At 72.8% G+C, this 20,705-nt stretch carries 22 protein-coding genes; 11 read left to right on the forward strand and 11 right to left on the reverse strand.

The genetic code is table 11. The features are described from left to right. The first annotated feature begins 14 nt into the window (after positions 1-14). Positions 15-953 (forward strand): hypothetical protein, encoded by a 939-nt coding sequence (locus tag ACQUSR_RS14165; protein WP_431042923.1) that lies wholly within the window; start codon positions 15-17, stop codon positions 951-953. Positions 954-989: 36 nt separating this feature from the next. On the opposite strand, the gene ACQUSR_RS14170 is transcribed toward ACQUSR_RS14165, so the two are convergent. Further along, entirely contained in the window at positions 990-2,789 is a 1,800-nt protein-coding gene (locus ACQUSR_RS14170; protein WP_431042924.1) for a BACON domain-containing protein, read from the reverse strand. A gap of 389 nt (positions 2,790-3,178) precedes the next feature. Between ACQUSR_RS14170 and radA the strand changes: the two genes are divergently transcribed. Both radA and disA read left to right on the forward strand, forming a co-directional pair. After that, positions 3,179-4,594, forward strand: coding sequence for a DNA repair protein RadA (gene radA, locus ACQUSR_RS14175; RefSeq protein WP_431042925.1), 1,416 nt, complete (start codon positions 3,179-3,181; stop codon positions 4,592-4,594). A 135-nt stretch (positions 4,595-4,729) separates the two neighbouring features. After that, positions 4,730-5,788, forward strand: a complete 1,059-nt coding sequence (disA, locus tag ACQUSR_RS14180; protein ID WP_304465693.1) for a DNA integrity scanning diadenylate cyclase DisA — start codon at positions 4,730-4,732, stop codon at positions 5,786-5,788. A gap of 142 nt (positions 5,789-5,930) precedes the next feature. Here disA and ACQUSR_RS14185 read toward each other — a convergent pair whose 3' ends face one another. Next, positions 5,931-6,740, reverse strand: coding sequence for a hypothetical protein (locus ACQUSR_RS14185; protein WP_431042926.1), 810 nt, complete (start codon positions 6,738-6,740; stop codon positions 5,931-5,933). 174 nt (positions 6,741-6,914) lie between these two features. Here ACQUSR_RS14185 and ACQUSR_RS14190 point away from each other — a divergent pair, with 174 nt between their 5' ends. After that, positions 6,915-7,556 (forward strand): phosphatase PAP2 family protein, encoded by a 642-nt coding sequence (locus ACQUSR_RS14190; RefSeq protein ID WP_431042927.1) that lies wholly within the window; start codon positions 6,915-6,917, stop codon positions 7,554-7,556. Between the two features lie 65 nt (positions 7,557-7,621). Here the strand turns inward: ACQUSR_RS14190 and ACQUSR_RS14195 are convergent, their stop codons facing one another. The 5 genes from ACQUSR_RS14195 to ACQUSR_RS14215 all read right to left on the reverse strand — a co-directional run bounded on the left by ACQUSR_RS14195 (position 7,622) and on the right by ACQUSR_RS14215 (position 9,489). Continuing rightward, positions 7,622-8,356, reverse strand: coding sequence for a response regulator (locus tag ACQUSR_RS14195; RefSeq protein ID WP_431042928.1), 735 nt, complete (start codon positions 8,354-8,356; stop codon positions 7,622-7,624). 87 nt (positions 8,357-8,443) lie between these two features. Then, positions 8,444-8,629, reverse strand: a complete 186-nt coding sequence (locus tag ACQUSR_RS14200; protein ID WP_431042929.1) for a hypothetical protein — start codon at positions 8,627-8,629, stop codon at positions 8,444-8,446. Between the two features lie 11 nt (positions 8,630-8,640). Further along, complete coding sequence (locus ACQUSR_RS14205; RefSeq protein ID WP_431042930.1) at positions 8,641-8,850, reverse strand: DUF397 domain-containing protein; 210 nt, start codon at positions 8,848-8,850, stop codon at positions 8,641-8,643. 109 nt (positions 8,851-8,959) lie between these two features. Continuing rightward, complete coding sequence (locus ACQUSR_RS14210) at positions 8,960-9,190, reverse strand: hypothetical protein (protein ID WP_431042931.1); 231 nt, start codon at positions 9,188-9,190, stop codon at positions 8,960-8,962. Beyond that, positions 9,187-9,489, reverse strand: coding sequence for a hypothetical protein (locus ACQUSR_RS14215; protein WP_431042932.1), 303 nt, complete (start codon positions 9,487-9,489; stop codon positions 9,187-9,189). The genes ACQUSR_RS14210 and ACQUSR_RS14215 overlap by 4 nt, the downstream gene beginning before the upstream one ends. Positions 9,490-9,617: 128 nt before the next feature. On the opposite strand from ACQUSR_RS14215, the gene ACQUSR_RS14220 reads away from it, so the two are divergent. Then, entirely contained in the window at positions 9,618-10,952 is a 1,335-nt protein-coding gene (locus ACQUSR_RS14220) for a tetratricopeptide repeat protein (protein ID WP_431042933.1), read from the forward strand. A gap of 9 nt (positions 10,953-10,961) precedes the next feature. Here the strand turns inward: ACQUSR_RS14220 and ACQUSR_RS14225 are convergent, their stop codons facing one another. From ACQUSR_RS14225 to ACQUSR_RS14235, 3 genes are read right to left on the reverse strand one after another with little or no spacing between them, the layout of a single operon-like run. Next, on the reverse strand, positions 10,962-11,375 hold the full coding sequence (locus tag ACQUSR_RS14225; protein WP_431042934.1) for a DNA-binding protein: 414 nt from the start codon (positions 11,373-11,375) through the stop codon (positions 10,962-10,964). Beyond that, the gene (locus tag ACQUSR_RS14230; protein ID WP_431042935.1) at positions 11,357-11,641 is read right to left on the reverse strand and encodes a hypothetical protein; all 285 of its coding nucleotides are present in this window, start codon (positions 11,639-11,641) and stop codon (positions 11,357-11,359) included. The genes ACQUSR_RS14225 and ACQUSR_RS14230 overlap by 19 nt, the downstream gene beginning before the upstream one ends. A gap of 40 nt (positions 11,642-11,681) precedes the next feature. After that, positions 11,682-13,352 carry a sensor histidine kinase gene (locus ACQUSR_RS14235; RefSeq protein ID WP_431042936.1) on the reverse strand — a complete coding sequence of 557 codons (1,671 nt, stop codon included), beginning with the start codon at positions 13,350-13,352 and terminating at the stop codon, positions 11,682-11,684. 236 nt (positions 13,353-13,588) lie between these two features. Here ACQUSR_RS14235 and ACQUSR_RS14240 point away from each other — a divergent pair, with 236 nt between their 5' ends. From ACQUSR_RS14240 to cseC, 5 genes are all read left to right on the forward strand, one after another. Next, the gene (locus tag ACQUSR_RS14240; RefSeq protein ID WP_431042937.1) at positions 13,589-14,575 is read left to right on the forward strand and encodes an A/G-specific adenine glycosylase; all 987 of its coding nucleotides are present in this window, start codon (positions 13,589-13,591) and stop codon (positions 14,573-14,575) included. Between the two features lie 265 nt (positions 14,576-14,840). After that, entirely contained in the window at positions 14,841-15,410 is a 570-nt protein-coding gene (locus ACQUSR_RS14245; RefSeq protein ID WP_431042938.1) for a SigE family RNA polymerase sigma factor, read from the forward strand. Continuing rightward, positions 15,398-16,096: a hypothetical protein gene (locus ACQUSR_RS14250; RefSeq protein ID WP_431042939.1), complete on the forward strand. Its 699-nt coding sequence runs from the start codon at positions 15,398-15,400 to the stop codon at positions 16,094-16,096. The genes ACQUSR_RS14245 and ACQUSR_RS14250 overlap by 13 nt, the downstream gene beginning before the upstream one ends. Before the next feature lie 8 nt (positions 16,097-16,104). After that, positions 16,105-16,812, forward strand: coding sequence for a two-component system response regulator CseB (gene cseB, locus ACQUSR_RS14255; RefSeq protein ID WP_431042940.1), 708 nt, complete (start codon positions 16,105-16,107; stop codon positions 16,810-16,812). A 19-nt stretch (positions 16,813-16,831) separates the two neighbouring features. After that, complete coding sequence (gene cseC / locus ACQUSR_RS14260; RefSeq protein ID WP_431042942.1) at positions 16,832-18,151, forward strand: two-component system sensor histidine kinase CseC; 1,320 nt, start codon at positions 16,832-16,834, stop codon at positions 18,149-18,151. 103 nt (positions 18,152-18,254) lie between these two features. Here cseC and ACQUSR_RS14265 read toward each other — a convergent pair whose 3' ends face one another. Further along, positions 18,255-19,823 (reverse strand): MDR family MFS transporter, encoded by a 1,569-nt coding sequence (locus ACQUSR_RS14265; RefSeq protein ID WP_431047578.1) that lies wholly within the window; start codon positions 19,821-19,823, stop codon positions 18,255-18,257. 308 nt (positions 19,824-20,131) lie between these two features. Here ACQUSR_RS14265 and ACQUSR_RS14270 point away from each other — a divergent pair, with 308 nt between their 5' ends. Continuing rightward, a complete protein-coding gene (locus ACQUSR_RS14270) occupies positions 20,132-20,704 on the forward strand; it encodes a TetR/AcrR family transcriptional regulator (protein ID WP_431042943.1) in 573 nt (190 codons plus the stop codon). The last annotated feature ends 1 nt before the right edge of the window (position 20,705 follow it).

Raw genomic sequence — 20,705 nt, forward strand, 5'->3', positions numbered from 1 at the left:
CTTACGCTTGTGGGGTGGCGAAGACGAAAAAGGCCAAGCGGGACAAAACGGCGAACAAGAAGGTGAAGCGGTCGGCTGAGGCGGAGGCGCGCGGCGCGAACGCGGACGTGGACGCAGCGGGCGCGGGGTGTACCGCCGCGAGCGGCGCGGGCGCGCCCGACGGGCTCAACGGGTCCGCCCGGGCCACCGGGTCCGGTCCCGTCCGTGACGAGGCCGGGCTGGACTTCCCGCGCGCCTGGGTCGAGTTCCCCGACCCCGCCGACGACGAGCAGGTCTTCCGCTGCGACCTCACCTGGCTGACGTCCCGCTGGACCTGCGTCTTCGGCCAGGGCTGCCAGGGCATCCAGGCCGGCCGCGCCGCCGACGGCTGCTGCACCCTGGGCGCGCACTTCTCGGACGAGGACGACGAGCAGCGCGTGGCGGGCGAGGTGGCCAAGCTCACCCCGGACCTCTGGCAGTTCCACGACGTCGGCCGCGAGACGGGCTGGACGCAGACGGACGAGGACGGCGACCGCCAGACCCGCCGCTACGAGGGCTCGTGCATCTTCCAGAACCGGCCCGGGTTCGCGGGCGGCGCGGGCTGCTCCCTGCACATCCTGGCGCTGCGGGAGGGCCGCGAGCCGCTGGAGACCAAGCCGGACGTGTGCTGGCAGCTGCCGATCCGGCGGACGTACGACTGGATCGACCGCCCGGACGACACCCGGGTGCTCCAGGTCACGATCGGCGAGTACGACCGGCGCGGGTGGGGCCCCGGGGGCCACGACCTGCACTGGTGGTGCACGTCGGCGACGTCGGCGCACGGCGGCGGGGACCCGGTGTACGTGTCGTACCGGCCGGAGCTGACGGAGCTGATGGGCAAGGAGGGCTACGAGAAGCTGGCGGAGCTCTGCGCGGCCCGCCTGGCCTCACACCTCCCGCTCCTGGCCCCCCACCCGGCCGACCCGCCCCGCTGACCCGGCGTCCTGAGCCCGGCCGAGTGGTCAGCCGGTTCAGCCCGGCGGAGTGGTCGCCCGCGTCGGGGTCGGGGACGGATCCGCCGGGGGCGGGTCGCTCGGCGACGGGGGTGACGTGGGGGGCGTCGGGCTCGGCGTGGGCTCCGGGGTCGGGTTCGGGGACGTGCCCCGGCCCTCGATCACCACGACCCCGGCCGACGGCCCCACCTCCACCCGCGCGCTCCAGCGGCCCGCCGGCTCCAGCCCGTGGTCCACGTACACCGTGAACGTCACCGACTGGCCCGGCCGCAGCACCCCGGCCGTCCGGCTCAGCTGGAGCCATCCGGCGCTCGGGGTGGCGGACCAGCGCACCGGGGACCCGCCGGACGCGGTGAGCGTGATGACCGTCACATCGCCGCTCGGCTGCGCGTCGACGGTCAGCCGGCCCGGCCCCGGCGCGGGACGGCCGGGGCGCGGGGTCCGCGACCCCTCGCCGCGTGCGCGGCGGTGCTCCGTACGGCGGTCGGCGCCTTCGTCCTCCGAGGCATCCTGGCCCTGCGACGCCCCCGTCCACCGTCCGCCGTCCGGACCGATCACGTCGACTGCCAGGCCGGAGCCGTCGCGCGGCCACGGGCCGACGCCCTCCTCCTGGGCGCTGCCCGCCTCCTCGTACCCGCTGCTGTCGAGCCCGGCCGTACCGTCCTCCTGCGCCGAGACCGCGTCCGCGTCGCGGGCCTCGCCGGTCAGCGGCGCGCCCCGGTACGCGGCCCACAGCGCGAGCACCGGAGCGGCGATCACCGTCGCGACGATCGTGGTGGCCATCGCGCGGCTGCGCATCCGGCTGCGGCGCGCGGCGCGCTCCTTGGGGGCCAGTGGGAAGCCGAGCCGGTCGAACCGCGGTCCCGCGCCCGCACGGGTCGGGCGTGCCCGCAGTGCGCTCAGCATCGCCGCGTGCACCGCCGGGCGCGGCGCGTCGAGCACCGGAAGCTCGGCGGGCGCGGCGGCGGTACCCGGCCAGGGGCCGCCCGCGGTGGCCTGCTCCGCCCGGCGGCGGCAGGCGCGGCAGTCGTCGACGTGCCGCACCAGTTCCCGGCGGAGCGCGGCGGACAGCAGCACCTGCGTGTCGCCGGCGAGCCGGGCGACGACCGGGCAGTGCCCGAGTTCCACGACGGCGAGCGCGGCGCGGGTCCGCTCCACCTCGCAGGCGGCGCTGGCCAGCAGGGCGCGGGTCTCGTCGCGCTCCCGGCCGACCACGGCCGCGACCTCCTGCGGTGTAAGCCGGTGGCGTACGGCCAGTTCGAGGGCCTCGCGCTGCTCGGCGGTGGTACCGGCGGCCTCCGGCCAGGCCAGCGCGGCGAGTTCGCGGTGGCGCTGGGCCGCCACGGCGTCGGAGAGCGCGGTCGACCCGCCCGGCTCCCCCGGGCCGCCCGGGCCGGCGGTCCCGCCCGCACCGCCCCGTCGTGCCGTCTCCCGGGTCCCCTGCCGCGCACAGCCCGTCAGCTCGGCGAGTTTGCGCTGGCAGGCCCAGCGGGCGAGGGCGTAGAGCCACGGGCGTTCCAGCGCGCCGTCGGCCGGGGTGCGGCGACCGCGCGCACGCTGCCGCTCGGAGACGGCGAGCGCCTCGCCGAGCGCGGCGGTCGCGGTGTCGTGGTCGCACAGAACGGACAGGCAGTAGGTGAAGAGGCCGTCCAGATAGGGCTCGTAGCGCGCCAGAGGGCGCTGATGACAGTCCTCGGGCTCGCTTCCCGGCAGCTCGCTCGCCGAAGGTTCGTTTCCTCGGGGTCCGTCTCCCTGAGGCTCGCTTCCCTGATGTCCGTCTCCCGGGTTCCCCGGGCCCCGTCCTGAAGGTGCCTCCATGGAGGGGCCCCTGGAGAGGGGCCCCGAGACGCGGCGTTGCGCCCGGTGTGCGCCGGTGGCGTGCGTGGGGTGCTCTGACCGTGTGCTCATCACTCGGTGACGGTAGGCGGATGATGCAGATCAGCTCGGGACTCTTGGACAGGTTTAACCCTTACGGGTGACCATCTCCCTCAAAGGGGGACAGAAGATCCGATGACTTCCGCGCAACCTGCTATGTGCCCGGCGCACGTGCCCCGGCGCGTTGCGCAGGCGCACAGGGCGCCCCGCCGCAGGTGAGGCGTACCCCGCATCGCTCGGGGGCGTGCCCCACTCGTCGCGCGACGGCCGGAACCCGCTCCTCATGCCGGGGCCGGTCCTCCGTTGTCAGTCCCCGGCGCTAGCGTTACGGCATGGCTGCCCGTACCTCCCGCTCGTCCGCCAAGGACCGGCCCTCCTACCGCTGCACCGAGTGCGGCTGGACCACCGCCAAGTGGCTCGGCCGCTGCCCGGAGTGCCAGGCGTGGGGGACGGTCGAGGAGTTCGGCACGCCGGCCGTGCGGACCACCGCGCCCGGCCGGGTCACCTCCGCCGCCATCCCCATCGGGCAGGTGGACGGCCGCCAGGCCACCGCGCGGGGCACCGGAGTTCCCGAGCTGGACCGGGTGCTGGGCGGCGGCCTGATCCCCGGGGCCGTCGTGCTGCTGGCGGGCGAGCCGGGTGTGGGCAAGTCCACGCTGCTGCTGGACGTCGCCGCCAAGGCGGCCGATGACGACCACCGCACGCTCTACATCACCGGCGAGGAGTCCGCGAGCCAGGTGCGGCTGCGCGCCGACCGCATCGGCGCGCTCAGCGACCACCTGTATCTGGCCGCCGAGACCGATCTGTCCGCCGTCCTCGGCCACCTCGACACCGTCAAGCCCTCGCTGCTGGTCCTCGATTCCGTACAGACCGTCGCCTCCCCCGAGATCGACGGCGCGCCCGGCGGTATGGCGCAGGTCCGGGAGGTGGCCGGGGCGCTGATCCGGGCGTCGAAGGAGCGCGGCATGGCCACCCTGCTGGTCGGCCATGTCACCAAGGACGGGGCCATCGCGGGCCCCCGCCTGCTGGAGCACCTGGTGGACGTCGTGCTGCACTTCGAGGGCGACCGGCACGCCCGGCTCCGGCTGGTGCGCGGCGTGAAGAACCGGTACGGGGCCACCGACGAGGTCGGCTGCTTCGAGCTGCACGACGAGGGCATCACCGGCCTCGCCGACCCCTCCGGGCTCTTTCTCACCCGCCGCGCCGAGCCCGTGCCCGGCACCTGCCTGACGGTGACCCTGGAGGGCCGCCGCCCGCTGGTCGCCGAAGTGCAGGCGCTCACCGTCGACTCCCAGATCCCCTCACCGCGCCGCACCACCTCCGGCCTGGAGACCTCGCGGGTGTCGATGATGCTGGCCGTGCTGGAACAGCGCGGCAGGATCAGCGCTCTGGGCAAGCGCGACATCTACAGCGCGACCGTCGGCGGCGTGAAGCTGTCCGAGCCCGCCGCGGACCTCGCCGTGGCCCTCGCGCTCGCCAGCGCCGCCAGCGACACCCCGCTGCCGAAGAACCTGGTGGCGATCGGCGAGGTCGGGCTGGCGGGCGAGGTCAGGCGGGTGACGGGCGTGCAGCGGCGGCTTTCCGAAGCGGCCCGGCTGGGCTTCACGCACGCGCTGGTCCCGGCCGACCCCGGCAGGATCCCGGAGGGGATGCGCGTTCAGGAGGTGGCGGACATAGGGGACGCGCTCCGGGTGCTGCCGCGGCGCGTACGCCGGGACGCCCCACGGGAGGAGCTCGAGCGCCGGTAGACTTTGCCCTGGTCTCGCCCGTACGTACGCACCACTGGACGGCCGGGGGACGGCCCGCGGCACCGACAGACCTGGCGACGGAGGAGTGCAGTGGCAGCAGGCGACCGGGCGGCACCCGGCAAGGCCGATGACCTGATGCGCGCCTCGCTGAGCGCCGTCGCACCCGGCACGGCGCTGCGGGACGGGCTGGAGCGCGTCGTGCGCGGCAACACCGGCGGCCTCATCGTCCTGGGCATGGACAAGACCGTCGAGCCCCTGTGCACCGGCGGCTTCGTGCTGGACGTCGAGTTCTCCGCGACCCGGCTGCGCGAGCTGTGCAAGCTGGACGGCGCGCTGATCCTCGACAAGGACATCACCAAGATCGTGCGGGCGGGGGTGCAGCTGGTCCCGGACGCGTCCATCCCCACCGAGGAGACCGGCACCCGGCACCGCACCGCGCAGCGCGTCTCCATCCAGACCAAGTTCCCGGTCGTCTCCGTCAGCCAGTCGATGCGGCTGATCGCGCTGTACGTGGACGGGGAGCGGCGCGTCCTGGAGGAGTCGGCGGCGATCCTGTCCCGCGCCAACCAGGCGCTGGCGACGCTGGAGCGGTACAAACTGCGGCTGGACGAGGTGGCGGGCACCCTGTCCGCGCTGGAGATCGAGGACCTGGTCACCGTCCGGGACGTGACGGCGGTCGCGCAGCGCCTGGAGATGGTGCGGCGGATCGCCACGGAGATCGCCGAGTATGTGGTCGAGCTGGGCACCGACGGCCGCCTCCTCTCCCTCCAGCTGGACGAGTTGATCGCCGGCGTGGAGCCCGAGCGCGAGCTGGTGATCCGCGACTACGTCCCGGAGCCGACGGCGAAGCGGACCCGCACGGTCGCCGAGGCTCTGGCCGAGCTGGACCGGCTCAGCCACGCCGAGCTGCTCGAACTGCCCATCGTGGCGCGGGCCCTGGGCTACAGCGGCTCCCCCGAGACCCTCGACTCGGCGGTCTCGCCGCGCGGCTTCCGGCTGCTGGCCAAGGTGCCGCGGCTGCCGGGCGCGATCATCGAGCGCCTGGTGGAGCACTTCGGCGGCCTGCAGAAGCTGCTGGCCGCGAGCGTGGACGACCTTCAGACGGTCGACGGGGTGGGCGAGGCGCGCGCCCGGTCGGTGCGCGAGGGACTGTCGCGGCTGGCGGAGTCCTCGATCCTCGAACGATACGTGTAGCGGTGCGCGTACGCGTATGAACGGACGGCCGGAGCGGGCGGTGCGCGCTCCGGCCGTCGGTCTCGGCACTGCCGGAACCGGACGTCCGGTCTCGGCACTGGCGGAACCGGACGTACGGTCTCGGCACTGGCGGAACCGGACGTCAGTCCTTCTCGAGGACGAACGACACCTGCGCGGCGCCGAGTCCGCCGACCTTCGCCTCGACCAGGTACGTACCGGCCCCGGCGGCGGCACCGCCCGACGGGGTCGCGCAGCCCTCGGCGCTCCGCTTGCGGTCCCACTTCACCGTGCGCTTGCTCTCGCCCTCACCGGGGACCTCGACCAGCGCGACCGCGCTGCCCTTCGGGCAGTCATCGGACGCCCACACATGGTCGTTGCCGGAGTCGGTGATCGTCAGCGACGCCGAGGCGCGGCCGAAGTCCACCTTGCACGCGCTGGACGCGGAGTTCTTGACGATGATCTCGAACGCCGGCTCCTCGTCGGCGGCGTAGGAGTTCTTCACACGGCCGCCCTTGACGCTGCGCACGGTCAGTTCGACCGCGCCGGGCTTGCAGTCCGACAGCTGCGAGTCGGCCGGTACGGCGACGCCCTCGCCGGAACCGATGCCCTGGGCACCGCCGCCGGAGCCACCACCGCCCGAACCGCCGCCCGCGGCGCCGTCGTTGCCACCGCCGCCCGTGCCGCTGCCGTCCTCGTCGTCGTCCGCCTCGTCGCGCCCGCCGGGCCGATCGCTGTTGACCGGCGTGGTCGCCGAAGGGCCGGGGGTGATGGTGCTCGCGGCTCCACCGCCCGTGCCCTTGCTGTCGTCGTGCTTGCCGCCGCCCGAACCGCCCATGGTGAAGGCCCAGATGACCAGGATGGCGAGAAGCACGAGCAGGAGCAGCGCAACTGCCCTCCGTCGCCAGTAGATGGAGGAGGGGAGCGGCCCGATCGGATTGCGCAGAGATCCCACGCGGAAACTCTACGAGAGATCCGAGGTACCACCAGCCAGTACCCGCCGCACAAGCCCCTTACTTTTCCCATCATCCGACCGGACAGTGCGGCCGCACCCCTGACTTTCGTCAGATACGGCCGCTGCCGAACGCCCGATGTGGTGAGTGCGTACGGATTCGTACCGTCCTGATCCATGACGAGCACGGATCTCTACCGCGACATCACCGACGCCGCCCACGACTCGCCCGGCTGGCTGCACGGACTGGCCGAATTCGGTACGGACGCGGGGCTGCTGCTGCTCGCGGCGGTCGCCGCCGCGGCCTGGTGGCGGGCCCGGCACGGCACCGCGCACGGCATGGCGCTGGCGCTGCTGGTGCCGGTGGCGACGGTGGCGGCATACGTGTGCAGCGAGGCCCTCAAGACCGTCGTCGACGAGGAGCGCCCCTGCCGCGCGGTGACCGGCGCGGCACCGCCGATCGCCGCGTGCCCGCCGCCGGGCGACTGGTCCTTCCCCAGCAACCACGCGACGCTCGCGGCGGCACTGGCGGTGGGCACGGTGTTCGCCTGGCGGCGCACGGCCGCGCTGGTGCTGCCGGTGGCCGCGCTGCTGGCGTCCTCACGGGTGTACGTCGGCGTCCACTACCCCCACGACGTGGCGGCGGGCGCCGCGTTGGGCACCCTGGCCGCGGCGGTCTGCGTGGCGCTGCCGGCGGGCCCGGTGGCGGCCCGGGTGGCGCGTATACGGGCGGCGGCGGCATCGCATCGCCGCCCCGGCGTGGCGGCACGGGTGGTCGGCCCTGGCCCGGCGGCCCCGAGGACCCGACCCGTCCGATGACAGAGGACGAAACCGGGACGGGGTGGGGTGAGGTGAGGCGGGGAGGACCTGCCGCGGTCAGGCGGTCAGGCGCCCGCCGCCGGGTCCGCGACCAGCCCCGCCTCGTGGGCCACGATCGCCGCCTGTACCCGGTTGCCCACCGCCAACCGGTCGAGCACCGCGCTGACATGCCCCTTGACCGTGCCCTCGACCAGATGCAGCCGCCGTGCGATCTCCGCGTTCGACAGCCCCGCGCCGACCAGCGCCAGGACCTCCCGCTCGCGGGCGGTCAGCGCGTCGATCCGGGCCCGGGCCGCCGCGCCGCGCGCCAGCCGCTCGCCGCCGAGTTCGGCGATGACATACCGTGCCACGGCGGGCGAGAGGAACGCCGCACCGCCCACCACGGCCCGTACGCCCGCGAGGAGTTCGTACGGATCCCCGGACTTGAGCAGGAACCCGGTCGCGCCGCCGCCCAGCGCGCGGGCGATGTACGCGTCCTCCGAGAAGGTCGTGAGCATCGCCACCGCCGTGCCCGGCACCGCCCGCACGATCTCCTCGCACGCGGCGAGCCCGTCCAGCCGGGGCATACGGATGTCCAGCAGCGCCACGTCGGGCCGGTGCGCACGGACCGCCTCGACCGCCGCCCGCCCATCGCCGGCCTCCGCGACGACCTGGATCCCGGGATCGGCGGCGAGGATGGCGCGCACCCCGGCCCGGATCACCGCCTCGTCGTCGGCGAGGACGACACGTACGGGCGGCGTCGCCGCCGGGTGCTCGCCGTGAGGGCCATGGAGGCCGTGGATGCCGTGCGGATCGGTCATGCCCCCAGCGTAGGCAGCGGCACGGGGCGCGACCCCGTCCATCTGCCGCGTGGATCAGCAGATGGACGGGGCCGGGGAGTACGACGGTCAGCGGTTCAAGTGCCGGTAGTCCTCCAGCAGCCGCAGCGCGGGGCTCAGGCTTCCCCGGCCGGCCCCCGGACAGCGCGGTTCATACGGGACCACCCAGGCTTCCCAGCACCGCAGGCAGCGGATCACCCGCTGGTGCTCGGGGTCGCGCTCCGCGCCGCCACCGCACTGGGGGCACTCGAACATGGCCGCTCCCTTTAGGCCGCCGGGTCGAACTCCCCCAGCTTGGCACCGCTGAGAAAGGCGGTCCACTCCACGGTGGTGAACGCGACCGTCTCGCCGGTCACGGAGTTGCGGACGGCGACCGCGCCGGGGACGTTCGTCGCCACCTCCACACACCTGGGGTCGTTGTTGTCGTACTTGCACGCGCTGGCCGCGCGGAACGCGAACTCGGGACGTGTCGCCACGGTGTTTCCTTCCTTCGCTGTGCGGGGAGACGGTCCCCGCGCCGTTGTGCGCCCCGCCCCGGTCGCGCTACCTGTCAGGGAAGTCCCGACCGGGGCGGGAGCCTGGGGGTCATTCCTCGCGGGTCACGCGCGCGTGGTCGGTGCAGACCCTGCGGAACAGGTCATGGCCGGTGCGTCCGGTGTGGCGCAGGCACCAGAGCTGTACGGCGTCCAGGTCACCCTGGGGGCCGGATTCGGCGCCGCAGCCGACCGTGACGCAGTACGCCTCCGCCGTGATGCCACCGTCCGGTTCGTGCCGGATCCGGTGCCGGACGTAACGCATGACCGTGCGACCGCTCATCGCAGGACCGTCCCGCCGTCACTGTGATCCGGCAGGGACAGCCGGTTGCCCCGGCTCTCGGCGACACGCAGCGCGTCGGTCAGGCACTCGGCCAGCCGCACGCCCGTGTACCGCAGTTCCCCCCTCGACGCCTTGGCGTCGTCCATGACCGCACGCGCATGCCCGAGCACGCTTCTGCCCATGGCAAGCTGGGAGACGGGCCCGCCGCGCTCGTCGGCGTTCACGTAGCACGGCTTGCCGTCCGGCGTCGACCAGGGCAACAGCCGCGCGGCGCCCGGGCTCGGCCCACTACTGCTCATGGATTACCTCCGTACAGCGACCCTTCCTCGCTCTAGGCAACCTCACGGCTACGCAGAGCGGTACGGTGACGACGGCAGCACGTTTTAAGAGCTTTAAGCGCTCGGCCAGACCGAGGAGTTGAGGCGCAATGAGCACCCGTGAGCCGAACGCTGGACTTGTGCGGCTGTACCGAGAGACCAGATGGACCCTGCGGCAGTTCGCGCACGCGGTGAACCGCATCGGTACAGAGCGCGGCACCCCGCTGAAGTACCGCGAACCTTCCGTGCACCAGTGGCTCAACGGGCACGTGCCGAGGGAAGACGTCCGACCGCTGATCCTCGAAGCCCTGTCCCGTCGGCTGCACCGCCCCGTCACGCACGCCGAGGCAGGCTTCCCGCCGCTCGCCAATCAGCCGAACACCCGCCCGAGTACGGTGGAAGGACTGGTCGACCTCGGGAGGCACGACATGGATCCGTCCCGGCGCAGTGTCCTGGGTGTGAGCCTGTTCTCCGTCGCGCTGACCATCCCCGGTTGGCCGGACGTGGTGGGCCGGATGGAGGCCGTCCAAACGGGTCAGGCCCGGCGTGTAGGAATGCCCGATGTCGACACGGTCATCGCCATGACCGAACGCATTTCAGAGCTTGACGACCAGTTCGGCGGACGTCACGCCCGCCCGATGGCCGCTGCCTTCCTCGTGAACACGGTCGTGCCGTACCTGAGGGCCGATGCTCCGGAACCAGTACGCAAGGCGATGATGTCGGCCACGTCTGACCTGTGCTACCTCACCGGCTATATGGCCGTGGACGAAGGGCTGGAGGGCCTGGCGCAGCGGTATTACGTGAAGGCTCTGGAGTTGGCGGGGGCTTCCGAGGACCACCTCACCTACTGCACAACACTGCGCGGGATGAGCGTGCAAGCCGTCGACCTGGGGCATGGGCCGGAGGCCCTGCGGCTAGCCGATACGGCCGCTGCCGCCTCTCCTCAGGCGGGCCCCCGTATGCGGGCATTCCTTGCGGGGCAGCAGGCGCATGCCGCCGCACAGACAGGCGATCGCAGAAAGGCGCTGACGCACCTCAAGGAGGCCGAGGTGGCGATGGAGAAGGCCGAGTCCCGAGAGAAGGCATTCGGCTCTTACGACCCCTCAGCCCTGCACTACCACGTCAGCCGCGTCCGCCATGAGTTGGGCGACGTGCCCGGAGCGGTCGAAGCCATGAAGGAGTCCGACAGGTTGTGTTACGCCATCTACCGCCGGACAAGGGTGAAGGAGCGGGGCATGCTCGCCGAGTTCCAACTACAGGCCGGGCACCTGGAAGCAGCCTGCGCGACATGGAATGAGGCGCTGGACGAATACCCCCTGGTACAAAGCGGGCGGGTGGATCAGCGGCTTCGAAACATGTTCCGGCTCATCCGCCCCCACCTGAAGAACCGCCACGCCCGCGACCTCCACGACCGCGCCCGAACCGTCGCCCCGGCACTGGCCTGATCAGCGAGCTCACACAGCGACGAGCCGAACCCGATCGCCACAGAGCTTGGTCATGTCATCCACATCGGATGTCAGCATGACCACAGGACGCTTCTGCTTCACGGCGATCGCTGCCACGGCCGCGTCAATGGCGTACTTGTGACCATGCAGCCCAGCATCCATCAGAAGCGCTGAGGCTGCTTTCACCTCTTCCTCTCCCACTGGGGCGATACGGAGACCGGACAGAATCCAGCGGAGCCGAGCCCGGTCGGTCCGGGCATGCACGGCCTCGATGACGGTGAGCGCACAGATCACCGCCTCCATGCCCCGGCGCCGCGCTTCGGCGACCAGGGCGACGACCGACTCATCATCGCTCAAGAGCTTGGACAGGCCCTCGCTGTCCAGGACCAGCGTCCCCTCGTGGCTCAGCTTGCGGCGGGCCACTGCTCCTCCTCGGCGAACACCTCGTCGAAGATCTGACGCGCTCGATTCTGCGCGTCTTCGGAGACCCGCCCCTTGCGGCGCTCGTAGTCGGCCAGGTACTCATCGAGGATCTGCCCGCGCAGCTCACGTTCCACCGCGTCAGTGATGAACGCGGAGAACTCGCGCTTGCCCACCCTCGCACGGATCGCCTCGGCGGTTCCTTCCGGCAGGGAGAGACTGACGCGGGTCGCCGGCCCCTCGCCGATGCCATGCGATGTCTCAGACATGGATCTACTTTATCAAACGAGTAGGAAACTGGGGCGCGGCCTAACCCGCCCGCGTACCCGCTCGGGGCACCACCGTCTTCGACACCAGATGCCCATCCCGGAAGCACAGCCGGAAGTGGTCCACGCTGACGAAGAGTTCGCGGCTGGCGCGGTAGTAGCGGCAGTCCGCCCCGGGTGGGGGCGCTGGGGCGCGTTCCGTGGGTGGGTCGGTGGCGGTCAGGTCCGGGAGTACGGGCTCGACCTCGGCGTAAGGCCGGCCGATGCGCAGGGCCGCGAAGTCGTCCGGTTCCAGCACCGCGTGCGTGCGGGTGTACGCGTACCAGCCGAACGCCCCGGCCACCACGAGCACGGCCATCGCCCCCGCCACGCACAGGGAGACGGCCAGGCCGCGCCGGGTGGCCCTGCGGGCCTGCGCGTACGCGTGCGCGGCGGGCGGTTCCGGCACCGGCTGCGGATCGGCCGTGATGGGGGCGGCCGGGCCTGGATGGTGCGGCAGACGGGCCAGCACGTGGAAGCCGCCGTCAGCCGTCGGGCCCGCCGAGAACGTGCCACCCACCAGGCGGACCCGTTCCCGCAGCCCGAGCAGACCCGTACCGGTGCCCGCCCCGGCGGGCGGCGGAACCGTCCCCGCGGGGGCGCCCGGCGTCCGCGTCGGTGGGCCGTTCGTGACCGCCACCACCGTCTCCGCCCGCTCCTGGGTGATCGTCACCGTCACCTCCGCCCCCTGCGCGTGCTTCGCCGCGTTCGTCAGCGCCTCCTGGACGACCCGGTACGTGGCCCGTTCGGCCAGCGGCGGCAGCCCACCCCCGGTTCCGCTCGCGGTCCCGCCCCCGTCCCCCGCGTCGCCCCCGATCCCGCTCCCCCGCGCCCGTACCGCCCCCACCAGTCGCACCGGAAGTCCGGACTCCGCCGCGCGCCCGACCAGTGCCGCCACGCTCTCCCCCGCCGGAGCGAGCGGCGCGGCGTCCGCGTCCCGCAGCAGGCCGATGACCTCCCGCAGCCGCTCCGTCGCCGCCGACGCCGCCGCCCGCAGTTCCCCCGCCGCCGCGCGGTGCGCCTCGTCCAGCCCGGGAGCCACCTGGAGCGCGCCCGCGCGCAGCGCGATCAGGCTCAGGTCGTGGCCGAGGGAGTCGTGCATGTCCTGGGCGATACGGGCCCGCTCGCGCAGCCGCGCCCGGTCCGCGACGATCTCCTGCTCGCGCTCCAGTTGCGCGGCGCGGCTCCAGCCCGCCGCCACCAGCGCGCGGTCCTGCCGCCGGTGGCGCCCGATGAGCCAGGGGAAGACCACGCCGAACAGGAGCGTGACGACCAGCAGCAGCCAGACGACGACCGGGTCCTGGGGCGGGCGGGCGAGTGTCAGGACGGTCCCGGCCGCCGCCACCGCGCCGAAGGCGAGCAGCGCGGGGCGCGCGGCCGGGGCCCGGCGGCCCAGCAGGTAGGCGACGACGGACAGCGCGGGGCCGTACGAGATCGTGAACAGGGCCGGTGAGGTGACCAGGCTCCCGCCCGCGACCAGCAGGAGCGCCGCCACCGGGTGCCGCCGGGACCCGGCCACCGCCACGGCGAGCAGGAGCAGCCCGGCCGCCGTCCGCCACCAGGGGCGCGGCACGCCGAGTCCGAACTGGTCGCCGCAGAGAACGGGGACGGCGAGCAGCCCCCACAGCAGCGCGTCGCCCAGCGCGCGCCGGCGCCGGGCACCGATACCGTCCACGGGCCCCCTTCCCGTCTCCCCTCCACCGGGGCCGCGCCCCGGACCGGGCCTGACCAGGGGCGCGCCCCGGTCCGGCCCGTACGACGCTACAAGCGGCCGCCGCCCCACCGCCCCTGCCGAAGGTCAGGTCCCGGGAGAGATCACGAGCGATCAGGCGAGATCGGGAGAGAGAGGCGCGGCGCGCGGAGGCGAACGTTTCCGAGCCGGGGTGGGTGCGTGCCAGGATCGTTCATGCCATGACTGCCACGCCCGCGCGCCCCGCCGCCCCTGACGTATCCGACGCCCCTGACGTACTCCACGTACCCGGCCAGGACGTACCAGGCCCCGCCGCACCAGGCCAGGACGTACCCGGCCCCGCCCTGCACGCCCCCGTCATCGACTGGTTCGACGCGCACGCCCGCGATCTGCCGTGGCGGCGTCCCGAGGCGGGCGCGTGGGGGGTGATGGTGAGCGAGTTCATGCTCCAGCAGACCCCGGTCAACCGGGTGCTGCCGGTCTACGAGCAGTGGATGACCCGCTGGCCGCGCCCCGCCGACCTGGCCGCGGAGCCGCCCGGCGAGGCCGTGCGCGCGTGGGGCCGGCTCGGCTATCCGCGGCGCGCGCTGCGGCTGCACGCCGCGGCCACCGCCATACAGGAACGGCACGGCGGCGACGTACCGGGCGACCACGCCCAGCTGCTCGCGCTGCCGGGCGTCGGCGAGTACACCGCGGCGGCCGTGGCCTCCTTCGCGTACGGCAGGCGCCACGCGGTGCTGGACACCAACGTCCGCCGGGTCTTCGCGCGCGCCGTCGGCGGCCGGCAGTACCCGCCGAACGCCACCACCGCCGCCGAGCGGAAACTGGCCCGCGCCCTGCTGCCCGACGACGAGCCGACCGCCGCCCGCTGGGCCGCCGCCACGATGGAGCTGGGCGCACTGGTGTGCACGGCGCGCACGCCGGACTGCGCGCGCTGCCCGATCGCCGGGCACTGCGCCTGGCGGCGGGCCGGTTCCCCGGCGCACGACGGGCCGCCGCGCCGCGGCCAGACCTACGCCGGTACGGACCGCCAGGTGCGCGGCAAGCTGCTCGCCGTGCTGCGCGAAGCGGTCGACCCGGTGCCGCAGGCCGTACTGGACCGGGTGTGGGACGAGGCGGTGCAGCGGGCCCGGGCGCTGGACGGGCTGGTCGCGGACGGACTCGTGGAGCCGCTGCCCGGCGGCCGCTACCGGCTGCCGCTGACCTGACCCGGCGGCCGCTCATCGGCTGCCGTGACCTGACCCGGCTCCCGGCCTCGCGGGGCCCTTCTGTGACACGCCTGTGACAGTCCCCGCACCCGTCCAGGACACTCCCTCGCTCCCGCCCCCGCTGTTACACAATCTATGGCTGGCTGTGCGACGGCCGCAGTCCTTCCGTACGCAATGCCGCAACAGCCGCTCCGTAAGTTCCTCATCGCGCCGCAGAAGACCGGCGGCACACAACGTGGGGAACGAGCGGAATGGAGGCTGCGACATGAGCGGCAAGGTTCTGGACTTCGAGGAGTACGTACGCAACCGGCAGGACGCGCTGCTGCGCAGTGCGCGCCGACTGGTCCCGGACCCGATCGAGGCACAGGACCTCCTCCAGACCGCTCTCGTGCGTACCTACGGCCGCTGGGACGGCATAGCCGACAAGTCCCTCGCCGACGCCTATCTGCGCCGGGTGATGATCAACACTCGTACGGAGTGGTGGCGGGCCCGTAAGCTCGATGAGGTGCCGACGGAGCAGCTGCCCGACGCCCGTGTCGAGGACAGCACCGAGCAGCACGCGGACCGCGCGCTGCTGATGGACATCCTCGGCGTCCTCGCTCCCAAGCAGCGCAGTGTCGTCGTGCTGCGACACTGGGAGCAGATGAGCACGGAGGAGACGGCGGAGGCCCTGGGAATGTCCACCGGTACGGTCAAGAGCACCCTGCACCGTGCGCTGGCCCGGCTGCGGCAGGAGCTGGAGAACCGCAACCTGGACGAGCGTGCCCTCCGCGGCCGCATGTCCGGCGAACGGAACGCGTCCGACGAACGGAAGCAGGAGCGGTGCGCGGCCTGACCAAGGCCGTTCCCGGCAAGGCCGCCCTGCTCACGGGCGGTTCCCTCGTCGCGCTCGTCGCCGCCGGCGGCCTGGTGCTGGGCGGCTGCGACTTCACCAGCGACGGGGTGCGCAACGAGGGGCAGGCGCAGACCGCGAAGGGCTCCGGCTCGGCTCCCGATTCGTATGACAGCGAGCCCTCGGCCTCGCCGAAGCCGACCGGTGCGCGTCCCAAGAAGGTGAACGTCGTCGAGCTGGTGAAGGCCGACCCCAAGGTCAACGCAGAGCTCAAGGACAGCCTCAAGCCGTGCGTGGACGACAAGTACCCGGTCGACGTGGCGTACGGCGCGCTGACCGGCTCCGCCCGGACCGATATCGTGGTCAACGTGCTGACCTGCGGCGACGGCATGGGGATCGGCGCGTACGTGTACCGCAAGCAGGGGGACAAGTACGAGAACGTCTTCGTGGACGAGGAGCAGGCGCCGCTCTTCGCGGACCCCGTCGGCAAGGGCGAACTGCACGTCTACAAGCCGCTCTACGCCGCGGACGCCTCCGTGGACGCCCCCAGCGGCGAGGAGCAGATCGTGTACCAGTGGTCGGCGGACCGGAACCGGTTCGAAGAGACCAAGCGGTGGACCACGGACTACAACAGCAGCGGGGACGGCGAGGACGACCGGCCCACGACCGGCGACGGAACGGAAGGCTGACAGCGGCGGTGGCCGAAACCCATGTCCTCTTCGTCGAGGACGACGACGTGATCCGCGAAGCCACCCAGCTCGCACTGGAGCGGGACGGCTTCGTGGTGACGGCCGCGCCGGACGGGCTGTCCGGTCTCGAGGCGTTCCGGGCGCACCGGCCCGACATCGCGCTGCTCGATGTGATGGTGCCGGGCCTGGACGGAGTGAGCCTGTGCCGCCGGATCCGCGACGAGTCGACCGTTCCAGTGATCATGCTGTCGGCGCGGGCCGACTCCATCGACGTCGTGCTCGGCCTGGAGGCCGGCGCCGACGACTACGTGACCAAGCCGTTCGAGGTGACGGTGCTGGTCGCCCGGATCCGGGCCGTACTGCGCCGCTTCGGGCACGCGAGCGGACCCGGCGGGGCCGGGCAGGCGGCGGAACCTGAGGAGGAAGAGGGCGGGGTGCTGCGCTTCGGCGACCTGGAGGTCGACCCGGAGGGCATGGAGGTGCGCAAGGGCGGGCAGCCGGTGGCACTGACCCCGACCGAGATGCGGCTGCTGCTGGAGTTCTCGGGGGCGCCGGGCACGGTGCTCTCCCGCGACCGGCTGCTGGAGCGGGTGTGGGAGTACGGCTGGGGCGGCGACACCCGCGTCGTCGACGTCCATGTGCAGCGACTGCGCGGCAAGATCGGCCAGGACCGGATCGAGACGGTCCGCGGCTTCGGCTACAAACTCAAGCCCTGACCGAGGAGCGAGGAACGCGATGAGTAGACGCGTATGCCGCTCCGGCCCGCGGTGGTTCCGCTCCGGTCTGCGGTGGAAGGTCAGTATCGCCATCGCCGCCGTGAGCGCGCTGGTCGCCGTGGCGCTGAGCCTGGTGGTGCACAACGCCGCCAGGGTCTCGATGCTGAACATGAGCCGCGACGTGATGGACGAGCGCGTGGTGGCCGCGCAGAAGTCGTTCGACAAGACGGGCATCCCGCAGTTCGGCGCCAAGATCAACGACTCACGGCTGCCGACGGCCCTGAAGAAGGCGACGGCCAAGGACCAGCGCGCCACCTATCTGCAGGACTCCGGCTCCGGCGCCCCCGAGGTGTGGGCGTCGGTCCCGTTGCCCGACGGCCGGACGCTGTCGGTGCACGAGCGCTTCGAGGACCGCTTCGAGGTGCTCAAGGACCTGGACCGGGCGCTGATCATCGGCTCGGTGTCGGTGGTGCTCGGCGGCATCGCGCTGGGCGTGCTCATCGGCGACCAGCTCTCGCGGCGGCTGCGCAAGGCCGCCATGGCGGCCCGCAAGCTGGCCGAGGGCGACTCCGAGGTACGGGTGCGGGAGGCGATCGGCGGCCGGGTACGGGACGAGACCGACGATCTGGCGCGTGCGGTGGACGGCATGGCCGAGGCTCTCCAGGAGCGGCTGGAGGCCGAGCGGCGGGTCACCGCGGACATCGCGCACGAGCTGCGGACACCGGTGACCGGGCTGCTCACGGCCGCCGAGCTGCTGCCGCCGGGGCGCCCCACCGAGCTGGTACGGGACCGGGCGCAGGCGATGCGCACCCTGGTCGAGGACGTGCTGGAGGTCGCCCGGCTGGACGGCTTCGCCGAGCGCGCGGAGCTCCAGGAGATCGACCTGGCCGAGTTCGTGGTGCGGCGGGTGCGGGTGGCCGCGCCGGACGCGACGGTGACGGTGCTGCGGGACGCGCACGTCAGCACCGACCCGCGGCGGCTGGAGCGGATCCTGGGCAATCTGCTGGCCAACGCCGCCAGGCACGGCAAGCCGCCGTTCGAGGTGACGGTTGAGGGCCGGGTGCTGCGGGTCCGCGACCACGGCTCCGGCTTCCCGGAGACGCTGCTGAAGGACGGGCCGAGCCGGTTCCGTACGGGCAGCAAGGACCGGGCGGGCAAGGGCCACGGGCTGGGGCTGACCATCGCGGCCGGCCAGGCGCGCGTGCTGGGCGCCCGTCTGACCTTCCGCAACGCCGAACCGCTCGCCGAGGGCCGGGAGGGCGCGGTGGCGGTGCTGTGGCTGCCGGAGTCGGCACCGACCAGCACCGGCAGCTTCCCGGTCATCCACGTACCGGACTGAGGCCGCGCCCGCGCCTGGTACCGCGCCCGCGCCTGCGGACAGGGCGTGCGCCCAGGACAGGCGCACGCCCACTCGGCTGTGGCCGGGCGGCCTCGGCGCCCCGTCAGGCGCGGTCGGCCGCCGCCGACGGGACGGGCTCGGCCCGGTGCTGATCGGCCTTCACGAGCGTGTCGGCCCGCTCGGCCCCCGCGGCCTCCGGCCCGGCAGGGCTCGGCTTCGGCTCGCTGCCGCGCAACGGGATCTCCTTGATGAACCAGGCGGCGGCGAAACCGATCAGGCTGATCAGCGTGCCCCACAGGAAGACCTGGTGGGTGCCGTCGGAGACGGCGTGCAGGTAGGCGTCCTTGATCGCGGCCGGCAGCTCGGCGACGCTGTCGGGGTCCATCTGGGCGCCGCCCGAGGTCAGGTCCGCGGCCTTCTCACCGGCCCGCCCAACCATCGTGTCGCGCACCTGGTGGGTGAAGATGGCGCCGAAGAGCGCGACGCCGAAGGAGCTGCCGATCGTACGGAAGAGGGTGGCGGCGGAGCTGGCGACGCCCATGTCCTTCATCTCGACGCTGTTCTGCGCGATGAGCAGGGTGACCTGCATCAGCAGGCCCATGCCCGCGCCGAGCACCGCCATGTAGAGGCCGGACGTGACGCGGCTGGTGCCGACGTCCATCTGGGCGAGCAGCAGCAGCCCGGCGGTGATGAGGGCGCCACCGGCCACGGGGAAGATCTTGTAGCGGCCGGTGCGGGTGGTGACGCGTCCGGCGACCAGCGACAGCAGCGTCAGGCCGCCCATCATCGGCAGGAGCAGCAGACCCGAGTTGGTGGCGGAGGCGCCCTGCACGGTCTGCTGGAACAGCGGCAGAAAGGTCATCGCGCCGAACATCACGAAGCCGGTGAGAAAGCCGATCAGGGTGATGAGCGAGAAGTTGCGGCTGCCGAAGATGTGCAGCGGAAGGACCGGCTCGGCGACGCGGCGCTCCACGGCCACGAAGGCGGCGAGGGCGGCGACGCCGAGCACGGCGAGCCCGATGACCTGCGCGGAGCCCCAGGCGTACTCGTTGCCGCCCCAGGTGGTGATCAGGACCAGCGAGGTGATGCCGACGGCCAGCAGGGCGGCGCCCGCGTAGTCGATGCGGGCCCGGGAGCGGCGGGCGGGCAGGTGCAGCACGGTGGTGATCATGGCCAGTGCGACGGCGCCGAGCGGCAGGTTGATGTAGAAGCTCCAGCGCCAGCCGAGGTGGTCGGTGATGGCGCCGCCGGCCAGTGGTCCGCCGACGGTGGCGACGGCCATGACGGAGGCCATCATGCCCTGGTACTTGCCGCGCTCGCGGGGCGGGATCAGCTCGCCGATGATCGCGAACGCGCCGACCATCAGACCGCCGGCGCCCAGGCCCTGGACTGCGCGGAAGCCGATCAGCTGCCCCATGGTCTGCGCCATGCCGGAGAGCGCCGACCCGGCCAGGAAGACCACGATCGAGGTGAGGAAGACGCCCTTCCGCCCGAACATGTCGCCGAGCTTGCCCCACAGCGGTGTGGAGACCGCGGTGCCGAGGGTGTAGGCGGTGACCACCCAGGAGAGGTGGTCCAGGCCGCCGAGTTCCCCGACGATCGTCGGCATCGCGGTGCCGATGATCATGTTGTCCAGCATGGCGAGCAGCATCGCCAGCATGAGCGCGAGCATGATGAGGCGCACGCTGCGCGGCTGATCCGGACGCCCGTCCGGCGTGGCACCCGGCCCGCCGGCGTCGATTCCCGGGGCGTCGCCTCCGCCGGCGTCACCTCCGCCGGTGCTGCTTCCGCCGGCGCCATCCTCGATGGCCTTTCCGACCGCGTCATTCCCCACGGCGTCATTCCCCCTGACGAAAGTGGCTGGGTGCACGCCGGCGACACGGACCCACACACTTACTTGCCGCCCGGCTAGTTGCGTACACTAGGGACGGTAGAACGACCACTAGCCGGTCGTCAAGTAAGTTTCTTGGGGAGGCCACCGTGGCCAGCACGCAGCCGCGCCGAGGGGACACCCGTCAGCGCATCCAGGACGTCGCCCTGGAACTCTTCACCGAGCGCGGCTACGACAAGACCTCGCTCCGCGAGATCGCCGAGCGGCTGGAGGTCACCAAGGCAGCGCTCTATTACCACTTCAAGACCAAGGAGGACATCGTCCTCAGCGTGGTCGAGGACCTCGGGCGGCTGCTGGACGAGCTGATCGAGTGGGGCCAGGCCCAGCCGCACACGCTGGAGACCAAGAAGGAGCTGCTGCGCCGCTACAGCGAGGCGCTGGCCGACGCCGCCCCGGTCTTCCGCTTCCTCCAGGAGAACCAGGCGACCGTACGGGAGCTCAGCATCGGCGGCGCGTTCAAGGAGCGGCTGGTCACCCTGTCCGACCTGCTCAGGGCACCGGACGCGGCACTGACCGACCACGTCCGCACCACGGCCGCGATGTTCACCATGCACGTGGGGCTGATGGCACTGCACGACGTCGAGGGCGACCCCGAGGACAAGCGCAAGGCCGTCCTCGAGGTCGCCCTCGATCTGCTCACGGAGGCTCACCGCTCCCGGTGAC

It is taken from the genome of Streptomyces sp. P1-3 (assembly GCF_050613155.1).
Classification (GTDB): domain Bacteria; phylum Actinomycetota; class Actinomycetes; order Streptomycetales; family Streptomycetaceae; genus Streptomyces.

Excerpts from the sequence above, each read along its gene's own strand:
- ACQUSR_RS14170 (WP_431042924.1), bottom strand. The coding sequence starts at position 2,789 with ATGGAGGCACCTTCAGGACGGGGCCCGGGGAACCCGGGAGACGGACAT.
- radA (WP_431042925.1), top strand. The coding sequence starts at position 3,179 with ATGGCTGCCCGTACCTCCCGCTCGTCCGCCAAGGACCGGCCCTCCTAC.
- disA (WP_304465693.1), top strand. The coding sequence starts at position 4,730 with ATGCGCGCCTCGCTGAGCGCCGTCGCACCCGGCACGGCGCTGCGGGAC.
- ACQUSR_RS14190 (WP_431042927.1), top strand. The coding sequence starts at position 6,915 with ATGACGAGCACGGATCTCTACCGCGACATCACCGACGCCGCCCACGAC.
- ACQUSR_RS14195 (WP_431042928.1), bottom strand. The coding sequence starts at position 8,356 with ATGACCGATCCGCACGGCATCCACGGCCTCCATGGCCCTCACGGCGAG.
- ACQUSR_RS14200 (WP_431042929.1), bottom strand. The coding sequence starts at position 8,629 with ATGTTCGAGTGCCCCCAGTGCGGTGGCGGCGCGGAGCGCGACCCCGAG.
- ACQUSR_RS14210 (WP_431042931.1), bottom strand. The coding sequence starts at position 9,190 with ATGAGCGGTCGCACGGTCATGCGTTACGTCCGGCACCGGATCCGGCAC.
- ACQUSR_RS14215 (WP_431042932.1), bottom strand. The coding sequence starts at position 9,489 with ATGAGCAGTAGTGGGCCGAGCCCGGGCGCCGCGCGGCTGTTGCCCTGG.
- ACQUSR_RS14220 (WP_431042933.1), top strand. The coding sequence starts at position 9,618 with ATGAGCACCCGTGAGCCGAACGCTGGACTTGTGCGGCTGTACCGAGAG.
- ACQUSR_RS14230 (WP_431042935.1), bottom strand. The coding sequence starts at position 11,641 with ATGTCTGAGACATCGCATGGCATCGGCGAGGGGCCGGCGACCCGCGTC.
- ACQUSR_RS14240 (WP_431042937.1), top strand. The coding sequence starts at position 13,589 with ATGACTGCCACGCCCGCGCGCCCCGCCGCCCCTGACGTATCCGACGCC.
- ACQUSR_RS14245 (WP_431042938.1), top strand. The coding sequence starts at position 14,841 with ATGAGCGGCAAGGTTCTGGACTTCGAGGAGTACGTACGCAACCGGCAG.
- cseC (WP_431042942.1), top strand. The coding sequence starts at position 16,832 with ATGAGTAGACGCGTATGCCGCTCCGGCCCGCGGTGGTTCCGCTCCGGT.
- ACQUSR_RS14265 (WP_431047578.1), bottom strand. The coding sequence starts at position 19,823 with ATGCTCGCGCTCATGCTGGCGATGCTGCTCGCCATGCTGGACAACATG.